Genomic DNA, 12583 nt, shown 5'->3' with positions numbered 1-12583 from the left:
GTGGTGAATACCATCATCCACCCAGTCAGAAAGAGGGCCGCGGCGCTCGGCGTCCAGCCCTTGCGCTTAGCGACCTTGCGGCAGCGCTCACGCGCCGCGGCGGCCGCGGCCGGCGGCAAGCGCACGGCGTGTAGCCAGCCCGGACCACTGGTCTGCTGGCCGCGCAGCCACACGGGGACCGTGACCGTATCACTCGTCGCTGCGCGCAGGTGTGCGGCGACGTCCAGCCGTAGCGCGGCGGGATCGTGTTGCTCTTCGTCGATCTCACGCAGGTATAACGGCATGGCCGTCGGCATCAGACGCACGACCACCCACACCTGACGGGCGCTCAGTTCGAGGATCACCTGCGGCTGATTGTAGCCCCGATCGGCCAGCACGATGTCGCCGGCCTGCCAGGGGTAACGCGCCAGACTTTCCGCACCCTCGACCCCGGTCACTTGCACTACATGCAGGGTCAGGCACTACATGCAGGGTCAGATTGGTCAGGTCCAAGACCAAGTGCACCCGGTCATCCGTGCCCGTCGCACCCGGTCCTTGCAGCGACGACCCGTCCACCACCAGCAACCGGAAGCCTGTCACTGCCGTCATCGCCGCNGGCAACATGCGGTGCAACAACGCCTTCAGCCANGGACCGCACGCCATCAGGCGCTGGCGGATCGCGGTATCCGTGAGCCGTTCCTGCCACAACGTGAAACTTCCGGCCGTGGTACGCAGCGCTTGGTCCAANCCGCAGTACAACATCACCAACTGCAGCAGGTCCGCGGGTGTCCTGACTTTGCGACTGCGCGTAAACGCCTTGAACTCCCGTGCTTGCTCGGCATAGTCGGCCGGCAGTTCCTTCAGAAATTCCTCAAAAGCGACTTCGGCGAGCTTGGGTGCTGGCATCATGGCGGTCGAATCCCCGCACTATCGCCGATCTGTGCTTATTACTCAAGGGCTTGAGAGCTTAAGTTGGCGCCTATGGGCGAATGCCCCGTCCCGCCGCGGTTGATGGGGCATACCCCGTCTGGCTTGAGTCTCAGGTCCGTCGGCGCCGGCGTCTGCGCATGCCGACGACGACCAGTGCGATAACGAGAAGCCCGATGATAGTCAGCGCATCAACCAGCACGTTACGCCACCAATAGGTCCGCTCCACCCCCACCAGCCGCGGGACGCGCGGGGCCTCGGCCGCGACCGTCACGCTGACCGCGCTGCCGGGGACAAGCCCGCTGACCGAGGGTGCGTCGACCTGGTCCACGCCCTCCACGCCGTCGGGATGGCCAGGCGGCGCATACCGCAGCCGGACCCAGGCCACCGGCACGGCATAGGGCTGTGCCCAGCGGCTCAAGAGTCCACGCCCCTTCCGGTCAATGGTGATGGCCATCACCTGCGCCGGGACCGCGACACGCGGCCCGTCGCTGCCGAACCGAGGGCGGGGCACCATCGGCAGCAGCGGCGCATCGACCGGCCAGGTCCATTCCAGCCAACCGAACGGGCGCAGCCGCCGCAGCATGACCTCCTGGCCGGGCACCGCCGCATCGAACGCGGCCTCGTCGAGCCGCACCTGCGCCTGCCGCAGGATGCCGCTGCCGGGGGCTTGCCGGCACCGCTGGTCGGCGGCCGACAGGGGCTCGCCGACCGCGGCCAGGATCGCCGGATCGATTGGCGTCGCCGCCCCCAGCCCCGGCGCGTCCGGCGCGCGGTAGCAGACGATGGCCCCGAAGCGGTGGCGCACCACCTGATGACTGGTGCGCGCCCCGCCGGCGCGTGCGGTGTCGACCTGGACGGAGGCCTGGGTGGCTGCCACCACGCCCGGGAGGCGCTCGCCCCAGATCTCGGCGGCGGCGTGCGGGCCCTCGGCGACTATGGCCAACAGTGCCAATATCAGCGCGGGCAGCGCCAGCCACCACAGGAGACGGGCGGCCAGCAGCACCAACGCCAGCACGGCGATGGCGGCGGCGGCGAACACGAGGAAGGTAGCGGTCATGGCAATCCTGTCGGCACGGTGGATGGGTGTCGTTGCATGCTGCCCGATCCTACGGGAATCCCGGCCGGTTTACTGGCCGTTGAGCGTCTCCCGGACCCGATCGAGGAACTCACGGCCTTGTTTCTTCATCGCGCGCTGCACCGCGCGGGCCAACTCAGGGCCTGTGAGGGTGCGGCCATTGATGGTCAGCTTCGCGGGGGAGGTGGAGTACGCCTCGATCGGATTGGCCAGTATCAACGCCGTATCATCGACGGCGTCGTACGCGTACTCACAGGCCGCCTGTTGGTTGCCGTCCGCCGTTGCAAAGCGCACCGTCACGGTCGCGCCCTGGTAGCCGCGAAGCTGCACCGCGCTCCCCTGCCAGGATGGAACCGCGCCGAGTTCGACCGCGACCATGTCCTTGCAGAGGGTCAAGCGCACATCCTCGCGTGGGTTGGCGCAACCAACGACAGCGGCGCCGATCAGGATCGCGCAAACCGAAAAGCGCCGAAGGGAGTCAGTCATGTGGATGGTATCTCCTGTGATTGCAGCGAGCATTCGATCTGTGGCGCCACCAAGGATAGGGTCAGCTCACGAAAGCGGAAAATAGCACGCTCAGCCACCGCCGCATGGCACGACACCGCCGCGGTATCGCGAATGCGCTGGTTTCGTGCCTCGGCCGTCGTGCGCATCACCGAAAAAGTCCGTCCAATCCATCGCCGCCCGTATCCGGCTGCCCCGCGGCAGGGTTGTCCGCAGGCCGCGGAGGTGCCGGGCCGACCGGCGGGACGTCCCGTGCGCCAGCCGCCGACTGATTGGGCACCGGCGTCGACTCGGAAACGAGATCCAATCGCCCCACCGGGATGAAGTCCCGATCCAGATCGTCGATGGCCAGATCGTCGATGGTCTGCGGGGCTGACGGTGCCGGCTTTGGCCGCGCCGGCGGCGCTGCCTCGGTCCGGGACTCGACCGTGAACGGATTCGGCGCCGCCGCCCTCGGCGTGGGCGTGGGCGGTAAGGCGAATGGTTCAGCCGCCTCGGCGAGCCAGGTACGCAACCGTTGCGCCGTTCCATACCGCAGCAGGAACTCTTTGTCCTGGTTGTCCTGTTGCGGGTCTTGGCGCGGGACCGGCTGCACCAGTCCCTTGGCAATGTTGCCCACCAGAAACTGGCGCGCCAGCTCACGGTCGCCGCCCTCCTCCGGGATGTCACTCAGGACCACGCGATGATCGAAGCGCGCACCATCGATCCGTTCGTTCACCGCATGGGTCGCCGCCAGCACCCGTTTGTACAATCGCACCTGGGGCGAATCCGTCGGCCGCACCGGGTCGACCGGGGGCTCGACGTCGGCCTCCACCGCACGCGCGCCGATCAGACCGACGAACAGCACCAACAGGTCGATGGCGAGCGCGATCAACAGGGCAAAGATCGCCAACTTCTCGCCCGCGAGGAGTGCGTTGGTGGTCTTGGTAAAGGGCGATGCCTGGGGACTTTCCTCACGCTTCAGGCGGTCGAGCTCCCGCCGCTCCCGGCGCGTGTCGGCGGCGGGCAGACTCGCCGCGTCCAGGCAGGAACGGCCATACGTCAGCGCGTCGTCGAAGGAAAGCTCATCCACGGTCTTGGCCGATTCGCCACCGGAGAGACAGTCGCGCTCCACCGCCGCGAGGGCCTCGGCGGCCTCATTAATGGGACTCAAAAGGGTCATCATGGATCCGCGGTCGCACGACAGGCCCTTGACCTTCTGCTCCAACAGGGGAATGGCGGCCATATCCGTAAACAGACGCTGGCACCAGGCCGCCGCTTCGTCAAAGGGCGCCAAATTCAAGGTGGTGGCAAACTTGACCAGGTTCGCACGCACGGTGTCCACACTCTGATCGAGTCCGGTCGGTGTCGCTCCGGCCGCCGCGGCATCGCGGCGCGCTTCTTCAGCTGCCTTGGCGGCGCTACCAATGCGGGTCCCCAGCCCGAGTTGTTGCTCCCGAATCTGGTCGATGCGGGTCTGAACGGCCGACCGTTCGGTGTCCAGTTCCTTGCGCCGCCCCTCCTCCAAACCGATGCGGTTCTTGATGGCGTCCCGATTCGCAATGAGGCGTTGTTGTTCCTTGTTCAGCGCGGCCCAGACCGGGCCCCGCGTGGGCTTACCCGTGGTCCCGACCCCTCGCTCCTCCGCGTCCATCTCGTGTTGCTTGGCAATCACGGCATCCTCGGCCGCGGCCAACTGGGCGCGCAGTCCCGCCAAACCATCTTCCAGTGGGCCGCGGCGTGCGTCAACGCGTTCGAGGTCCGCCTCCGCGTCACGCAGGCCGCGGGCCAGGGTCTTGTCGCTCGCGGCCACGTCCTGTGCCTCACGGGCGAGCTGCTCGGCGCGCAGACGCCGACGTTCGTGTGATTCGGCGAAGACCTTGGCCAGGATTGCCTGGCTGTCCGCCGCCAGGTCTGCCACGGCCGTCACGTTGTCGGTCCACGCGGCGTACTCCGGTGACTTGATCAGGTCCTGCACCAGTTCGCGGCGACGCTCCCGCGCCTTCTCGCCGATGTCCGTGATCGCCTCGGTCACGCCGTTGTGGACGCGGGTGATGCGCGCCAACTCTTGCTGCTCCTTGGAGAAGACGACGTTGAACAGGCTGGCGAACGAGAAAAAGACCGAGAGTAGAAAGCAGACCGTGAAGACACTGATGTCGACCCAGGCCAGCGGCTCCTTGTCGGCGAACATGAACCCCAGCCGCCACGAGGTCACGAACAGCAGCGACTGAATCGCCATGGTGATGAAGGCGGCGAGCACGACATTGGGAGTAAAGTCCGAGAGGCCGATCAGGGTCGTATAGAAGGAAGCAATCGTGAGCAAGACGCTCATGACCATGAGCAAGGCGAGATACGGCGTCGTCAGCGCCTGCGCGACGAGCTTGGCCCAGAAACCTTTGGGGAACATCGAATGATCTCTCCGTTGCGACTCGACCCGCTGCCCAGGTAGCGTACCGCCCGGGTGACGGAGTCTGTTCAGGTGCGTCTCATGGTGTCGGCAATGGCGGCCGCGACGGCCTCCCACTCGGACGAGAGCTTGTTGGCGGCCCCGACCTGCTCGTCCCAGCCGGACAGGGTACCGTCCAGCGCCGGGTGCACCGCCTCCATCCAAATACGATAGGCGATCAGCCACGGGGCCAGCCGCCCAATGCGCGCGACGATCGCGACGTGGCGCGCGCACTCCTGCGGTTCGGCATGCCCCGGCGCCTGGAGCCAGCGGCGTGCCGCATCGGCCGCGGCCGACACCTCGTCCTCCTTGGCCCGCTGGCGTACCAGGCGCTCGCCGGTCCAGCCGGGGAGCGGCGAACGCGGCTGACCGTCCTCCCGCAGCCACTTGCGCTCCTGCGCCTGCAACAGCGCCAGGACGGAAGCGTGCGCATCGGCGGGAAGCGGGTCCTGCGCACTCCAGGCGGCATCATTCCCTTCAATGGCGCGGCGACACCAGGCCAGGACCAGGCCCATACCATCGGGCCTGGTGGCGGGCGGCGGTGCCCGACCTTCCAGGGCCTCGATCATCGCCAGCAGGGCCGCACGGGTGCGGATCTCGCCGGCAAGCGGCGCCGCGGCCCCGGATCCTGCGTCGGTCCAGGCCCGCGCGGTGCGCCGCAGCAAGGCCTCGCGAGGTACCAGGGTCCCCTGGGCCAGGGCCTGGGCGAGGGCCGCCTTGACCACCATGACCCCCGCCGGGGCGGGCAACCCGGCGGCGGTCAGCACAGCGGCCGCGCGTTCCAGGTCGTCGACGAGCCCCACCTCGGCCCGGCCCATGAGCCGGCACAGCGGCTCCACGTCGCCCAACCGGCGCGGGGCTTGCGCCAGCGGGGCCGCGGCCAGGCCCAAGTCATCCAACAGGGCCGCGGCCAGTTCGCGCGCGGCTGGATCCAGGCACAGGTCAAGGTTGGCGGCCAGCCGCTCCGGTTCGGCGACCGGCCCGTCCGGCTCCAGGCCGGCCGCCCGCAGGCGCGACAACGGCATCCCGGAGAGCAGCAGGCGCCACAGGAGCGGCTGCGCCTCGGGGCGGGCATCCACCCAAGCGGCCAGGTCCGCGTCCCCGCCCTCCAGGGCCGCGGCGAGGAAGGCGACCAGGGACATCCCGGCCGCCTGGGCCGGAAGACGCAACCCACGCCCGGCCGCCGCGAGGCGCGCGCGTAACTGCGGCAGGGCAACGGCGGCGAATACCAGGTCGGGGCGTCGGATGAACTCGCCGAAACTGCGCAGCCCCAGGCCCAGCGGCCGCAGCAGAGCGGCGAGCGGGTCACGGCCGTCGGCCGCTTGCATCACCCGTTCGAGTTCTCCGAGCAGTTCCACAAAGGCGAACAGCGTGCAGGCCTCCGCGCGCTGGGCGCCGCTCAGGGTGGCCCCCGAGTGCAGGCGCTCATCGGCCGCGACCCAGGAGGCAAACCGGGCGATCTCCACCGCGACCAGATCGGGGCTGACCTCCTGGTCCGCGGCGACGATCTCGGCGAGGGACGGGTGGGGGATGCAACGGTCACCAAGGTACAGGACGGTAATGCAAGCGCCGAACGCCACCGGCTCGCGCAGCAGGCAATTGGGGTCCTGCGCGGCGGTCAGTGCCGTCAAGGCATGGCCGCCGGCCAAGTGGACCCCCAATAGATCGCGGTGGCAACCCTCGCGGCAGGCCCAACGCACGAAACGCCGCCCACCTTGTTCACGCAACGGCAGAGATCTGCCGTGCACATGGCGCACCACTCCGCCTTGGGTGCCGCCCAGGAAGGGCCGATGGAAGAAGGTCAATGACAGGCGTACTTGATCGGCGGCCATACCGAAGGCCGTCAGGTCAACCTCACAGACGGGGAAGGTGAGTCCGTCGAAGGCCGCGGGGTCGTCCCCCCGACCAAACACCGCGAACCCCCGCAGGTGCACCGCCCCCGCCGGCAAAGGCTCCAGGTCGGGGAGCCGCGCGATGCGAACCGGGACCGCGGTTTCATGGTCACGGAAGGGGTGGCGGTCGGGACCCTGGGCGCCGTCCTCACAAGCGGCGATGCTGATGCCGAAGCGCAACGGGGGCCGCAGATTTTTCTCATCGAGCCAGTCCTCCAGACAACGCCCTGGACCCAGCACCACCGGCCCCGACCTGGCAACGCGACGCAGTCCCTCCCGTGGGCCGTAGATCCGTCCGCACAGTTTGTGCCCGTGGGGCACCTGCTGTCGCGGGGAGAGGGTCAGTTCGCGTGCGAAGCGGACCTCCTGGACGGGCGCGGCGCGGGTGTCGGTGGAGCCCGCGCCGCTGTCGACCGGATAGAAGGCGAGGCGGAAGTCGCCCCCCGCGGGGGCCTGGACCGCCCACAACCGCCAGTCGGCCGGGAAGACCCCGGCAAAGTAATAGTCGGCACCCCCGGCGAAGGCGATGGCAACGCGCAGGTCGCCCGTCTCCCCGTCCGATGTCGGCGGCCGATGCAATAACACGACATCGTGGGTCGCGTCCCAGGCGCACTCGATCACGAACTCCTCCTCCGCTCCGCGTTTGGTGCTTGCAAATCCCTTGGGTCCGTTCACCTGTGGACCCCGAAGGGCATAGAATAACCTGCAAGTTACACCGACAAAAGGATTCATCCCATGGGCACGCCGCATGACCAAGGGGCCGCGACCGGCCCCGACACGGGGCTATGGCAGGGGCTGCGGGGCCGGATCAATCGGGGCCGACCGCCGGCCGCTAATCCTTTCGACCGCGGTGCACCGGGGGCCATGGCACACACCGCCAGTTGCCTCATCCTGGGCCCGGTCAGTTCCGGCAAGACTGCCCTGCTCCACTCCCTGGCGCGCTGCGCCGAGGTCAACAGCCATTCGTACCAGGGCCGCTACGACGTCGACATCACCGGCGGCAATGCGGCCTTCGACGAGTACCGCGGCAAAAGGCTGGAGACCGTCTTCGGCAACGGCCTGGTGGTCGCGGCCACCACGCGCGGCCGCTTCTTAGCCCCCGAATTCCGTTTCGAGGTCCATCCGAGCGGCGGCGCCCCCGAACCCGGCCGGGTGACGACCTTCTCGAGCTTCGACGCCAGCGGCGGTCTTCTGGAATTCCGCACGGATCAGCCGGAGGCGCCGGCCACGGACATGGCCGATCCGGAGTCGGCTATGAGCGACAGGGGCAAGGAAGACGATGAGCAAGAGCAAGAGCGGCTGGGCATCAAGGCCCACAAGGTACTCCTGGCCCAGCTTGCCCAGGCCGAGAGCGTCGTCTTCTGCATCCCTCTCGGTCGGTTGCTGAAGCATTCCGAGCGTAATTCCCTGGCCGATCGCATCTTTGAACTGCGGGAGCGCCCCGGTCTGCGCCGGCTGGTCGTCTGCTTCACCATGTACGAGAAACTGGGCCAGGGTCAGGGCCGCAACGCCTATCGCCACCTGGCCCACCGGGGCGTCGCCCGTGACCTGATGGCCGCCGCCCTGGGCGGACGCGACCACGGCATCGCCAAGGCCCTGCGGTCGTTCCAGCGCACCGGCCGGGGGGTGTGGTGCGTGCCGGTGTCGACCTACGGCTTCATCCCGGGCAACGGCGGCATCAACTTCGACCCGCACAATGACTCGCTCCTGGTGCGCCCGCCGCCCCCCAAGTCCAGCGGCATCACCCCCGAGACCCCTTACAGCGCGGAAGACGCCTGGTATCTCTGGCGCCCCTTCTGCACCCTGGACCCCTTCGTCTTCATCGCCACCGGCGACCAGGCGGGGACACTGATCCACCGCCTCGATGAGTTGGAGTCCTGAACGCGGTGAGCGCGATTCAGGCGCGGCGCTACATCTACGGCAAGGCGGTGCAGGAACCGGGCGGCGCCGTCAACGCCGGCTTCGAGCACCAGGTCACGCGCCAAGGCCGGGGCTTGAGCCCGCGCCTGCTGGAGTATTGTCATCCCCTGGCCCTGATCGAGCGTACCTCGACCCTCGATCTGGTCCACGTCGATGCCCACGCACGCGGGGCCTTGTTCCTCTGGCCGGTGCGCTGCGACGACCGTGATTACATGATCCTCGGCCGGGTCCGGCCGCGCCCCGAGGCCGGAGAGGGGCGGCCCGGGCGGACCTATACCCAGTTGAACACGGCCATCATCGCCGGGGCCGACTGGTGCGCCCAGGCACCGGAGATCCTGGCCGCGGTCCCGGACTGGCTGCGGGCCGATCCGGACCTGGAGTCCGAACTCGACCCCAAGGACGCCCCGCCCCTAGACCTGCCTGTTCCGGACGACCCCTTGTACCCCGACAGCGACCCGCTGCCCGGGCTGGACAACTGGCCCTGGGCCCTGCTGCGCGGCCTGGAAGACCGGTCCCGTCCGACCCTGGCGGGCAGTGACGCCGGCCTCCCCGACGAGCGCGCCTTCTGCCGGGCCCTGGGCCAGGCGCTCGCCTTGCTTCCGCCGCCCCTGCGCATCCTAGTCACCGCCTGCGCCGGCTTCGCCGCGCCCCGCCCCGAGTTCGCCATCCAGTTCATCCCCGAGGCCCGGCCGGAGACCCCGGACCGGACGCTGGGCTACTTCGGCCAATTGGCGGAGGGGCATCACTGCCTGAGCTTTGCCGACTGGCGCGGTCTAGCCGACGAGAAGTTCGCGGACCTGGATCAGGCCATCCTGGCAGCGGATTGGCACAATCCTGGGGCGGCCAGGGGCCACGCCGCAAGGCTGATCGGAAAACTCGCCCGCGGCCTGGTCGTCGATTATCTGCAGCGGTTCCTGGACGGCGAACTCCCCCGCTGTCCCGCCCTACCTGCCGGTCCGGACGCCGCTGACCTGCAGCCGCTGATAGTCATCATGATCACAGATTGTCTGCGCCAACGCCTTCAGGCCGGGCGTCCCAGCCAAGCCGTAGCCCGTGCGGCCGAGGTCGCCGCGGCCGAGCTCAATGGGCCCGAGTGGACCCGTGCCTGGACTGCGGCAACCCGTAAAGCGGACCAAGCCGTCCGTACCGACATCCTTCTCTGGTCCGCCCTGCGTTCGGACGACAGGCATGATGACCCCGAGCGATGGATAGGTGTCATCTGGAGTTTCACCGCCCTGGCCCACATCCGTCGCCTCACGTCTTTGATTGGTGACTACCACCGTGACGCCGGCCTGACCGATTCCCGGGTCCTGCGTCACGCCGGACTCGCCGCCCGGGTCGAGCGATTGCTCGCCCGGGCCCCGAACCTACTCAGGGACCATCCCGCCGAGATCGTCCCACTGGCCGAGACCCTGCCGGACGCCTTCGCCAAACACCCGGCACGCGAGGCGGTCCTGGCGCGGCTCAAGGAATTGATCCCGGTCCTGGGCCTGCTCGCCTTGGCACCCGGCGCCAAGGTAAGAGATCTCCGCGCACTCTATGCGGCGGCTGGGGGCATCCTCTCCGCATCCTACGGGATCGCGCTGCCGCCCCCGGAGGAGACCCAGGACCGCTGGTGCCGACAGGCCCCGTGCCTGCGCCCCGTGTGCTTCGACTACTGCCTTCAGACTGCCATCGCCGGGAACACGGAGGGGGCCTCCTTCTGGGGCCAGGCATTGGCCTGTACTTTGCTTGCGGGGTCGGATGTCAAGAATGCCGCCGTGGGCCTGCTGGGGCTGGTGAAAGTTCACCCGGCCGTCTCTGTCCAAGAGGTCGCCGAACGACTCGATAAGCCATTCGCCGCAATCTTCAAGAGTTTCGCTGCTAGTACCAAAGACCCCGGCACGCTGGCCGACGCGATCCTCGCAGCCCTGGCGGAGCAAGGGCCGTACCTCGCGTCCGAGCCAGGGAATAACCGGCTCCGGCTGGCCCTGGCGCGCAGCTTACAAGAAACGCTGTCCAAGGCCATAGCGGAATGCAGACATACTGGCCTGGCACAGATCGCTCCCACTGCGGCACGGCTGCTCTCGGATACAGCGAAAGCGTCTCCGGGGAATACTCAGTTAAATGAGTTTTATTGCGAGCTTGGGCGGCAAGTCTTGGACCGTATGGTCCGGACCGGTCATCAGGACCGCAATGCCGCTATCGATCTAATGATACCTTTGGAAACGCTGGTTCACCGGTCGCCTCGGGCGGTGTGGAACAGTAATCCCGCGACAATGAATCCGAAAAGGCGAAACGATCGAGAGATCGCGGCACAATCACAGCGAGTTGACACCTCGGCTCCGAACGTCTTGCATACCGATGAAGCGACAGCACGTCGAAACACGAAAAGAGAAGGCGAACTCGCCGAGATCCTGAAGGCCCTGATTGTGTCTTGGATCCAAACCGATCCCCCAAAACCGTGGTTTGTAAAACCAAAGGGGACGGACTTGGCTAGTTCACCCGTCCGGCTACGACTCGCCCGAAGCCTGGGCTTCCCCCGCTGCGTCTATATGGGCTGGCTCACCGACTCGGCAATGGGCAGCGGAGACGAAACGTTGGTTAGCGATAGAAGCACAAAGACGACGAGCCGTTCGCGACAGCCGGTGACGATTCCCGCGATATCGGCCGCCGAGCGACAAGTGATGGCTCTATGCGCGACGGTTCTATGGCGAAAACTCTATGCTACCCCAGGTTTCGCGAACCGCAGCCAAATTGTGCCGTTGCTGAAGTCCGACGGGGCGGACGAGGCCCTGATTGGAGTGGCGGATTTAGCCGCTGAGGGGGAGCCCCGAATGCTCCGTGCGCTGGGAGATGACATCGTCTTTCTGGCGGACTTCTTCCGGCTCGTTGGCCCACAGCCTCGGACCGACACGACCCCGGCTGCCGTCCGAAAGGTCCTATTAGGAGTCGCGATTGAGGAAGATGTGCGATCAACCTGTTTTCCTCTTTTCTTGGGTCGCAGCATCCTCACAGCGAGCGTCGTCGATCTTGCGATTGGCGACGAGTTCCGAAAGGCATTACGCAAGGATAAGGGCGTCACTGCCGAGATCCTAGGTTCCACCACGGATTTCGCCAATTTGAGCGACGCGGCGGTTGCCGCGCGGATAGACCGCGTCCTGTTCGGTTTGGGCCTAGTCTATGTCCAACCATTACATGGCAATGCGTTGTACGGTCGCGCCCCGATACCGAACGAGCAGTTCAGCGCCTTCGCGCTGACCCTTGGTCAAAAGCAACGCATCGCGGAGTTCTTCTCGGTAATGCCCGACTACAGCCACGCCTTCGAGCGAGCGGTGAAGTTCGCCGGCAATCCATGCCTCGACAGTTGGCCATGGCAATGAACGGCTTTGACGATTTCGCTTTATTGGGATCATGATCGGCGCAACGCCGCGCATCACTTGCTGCTCAGTGTTCATGGCCCTGAAGCTGGATGGGAGATCGCAATCCTACACCAGTGATGGCCATTCGGTTCGGCTTCGCTAAAATTCGACGCCAGAATGCCCATCACCGCCGCGCGCTACACCCACGGATTGATCTGCCGGACGCCCGGCGGAGCGGTGCTGTCAGGCATGGCGGACCAACCGAACCGGGTCGGCGCCGGACTCTTGGATGCTTCGCCTCGGCGGGCACCAGCCCAGGGCGGACAGCACGTCGCCGGAGATCCGCCGGCTCCTCCTGGAGCCTGCCATTGAGGAAGGTGCGCTCTTCAAGACCCGGCCCGAATACCACCATGCCTTCGAGCGCGCCATCGTACTGGCTGGACATCCGCCGTTGCCCGGATGGCCGAGACTCTGAAGCCATTTCCCGCCCCGCCCCCGCTCAGGTTATCCTGTGTCC

7 protein-coding genes are annotated in these 12583 nt (G+C 67.2%); 2 read left to right on the top strand and 5 right to left on the bottom strand.

Annotated elements, in window-relative coordinates; all coding sequences use genetic code 11:
- From A39O_RS0112110 to A39O_RS33225, 5 genes are all read right to left on the bottom strand, one after another.
- Positions 1–437 (bottom strand): hypothetical protein (locus tag A39O_RS0112110; protein ID WP_211211573.1); only part of this gene is annotated, 437 nt, incomplete at its 3' end.
- A gap of 581 nt (positions 438–1018) precedes the next feature.
- Positions 1019–1966 carry a hypothetical protein gene (locus tag A39O_RS0112105; RefSeq protein ID WP_020504919.1) on the bottom strand — a complete coding sequence of 316 codons (948 nt, stop codon included), beginning with the start codon at positions 1964–1966 and terminating at the stop codon, positions 1019–1021.
- A 69-nt stretch (positions 1967–2035) separates the two neighbouring features.
- A complete protein-coding gene (locus A39O_RS0112100; protein WP_020504918.1) occupies positions 2036–2470 on the bottom strand; it encodes a hypothetical protein in 435 nt (144 codons plus the stop codon).
- Positions 2471–2636: 166 nt separating this feature from the next.
- On the bottom strand, positions 2637–4874 hold the full coding sequence (locus A39O_RS0112095; RefSeq protein ID WP_026199352.1) for an ABC transporter permease: 2238 nt from the start codon (positions 4872–4874) through the stop codon (positions 2637–2639).
- Between the two features lie 68 nt (positions 4875–4942).
- Positions 4943–7480 carry a hypothetical protein gene (locus A39O_RS33225; protein WP_020504917.1) on the bottom strand — a complete coding sequence of 846 codons (2538 nt, stop codon included), beginning with the start codon at positions 7478–7480 and terminating at the stop codon, positions 4943–4945.
- Between the two features lie 60 nt (positions 7481–7540).
- On the opposite strand from A39O_RS33225, the gene A39O_RS36535 reads away from it, so the two are divergent.
- Positions 7541–8686: a hypothetical protein gene (locus A39O_RS36535; RefSeq protein ID WP_020504916.1), complete on the top strand. Its 1146-nt coding sequence runs from the start codon at positions 7541–7543 to the stop codon at positions 8684–8686.
- A gap of 5 nt (positions 8687–8691) precedes the next feature.
- Positions 8692–12087, top strand: a complete 3396-nt coding sequence (locus A39O_RS0112080; RefSeq protein ID WP_020504915.1) for a hypothetical protein — start codon at positions 8692–8694, stop codon at positions 12085–12087.
- Positions 12088–12583 lie beyond the last annotated feature (496 nt).

This window comes from Lamprocystis purpurea DSM 4197 (assembly GCF_000379525.1).
Taxonomy (GTDB): Bacteria; Pseudomonadota; Gammaproteobacteria; order Chromatiales; family Chromatiaceae; genus Thiodictyon; species Thiodictyon purpureum.
This window is presented reverse-complemented; position numbering and strand designations above follow the sequence as displayed.

Bases quoted from the DNA above. Each gene is read 5' to 3' on its own strand.
- A39O_RS0112105 (WP_020504919.1), bottom strand. From the start codon at position 1,966: ATGACCGCTACCTTCCTCGTGTTCGCCGCCGCCGCCATCGCCGTGCTG.
- A39O_RS0112100 (WP_020504918.1), bottom strand. From the start codon at position 2,470: ATGACTGACTCCCTTCGGCGCTTTTCGGTTTGCGCGATCCTGATCGGC.
- A39O_RS0112095 (WP_026199352.1), bottom strand. From the start codon at position 4,874: ATGTTCCCCAAAGGTTTCTGGGCCAAGCTCGTCGCGCAGGCGCTGACG.
- A39O_RS36535 (WP_020504916.1), top strand. From the start codon at position 7,541: ATGGGCACGCCGCATGACCAAGGGGCCGCGACCGGCCCCGACACGGGG.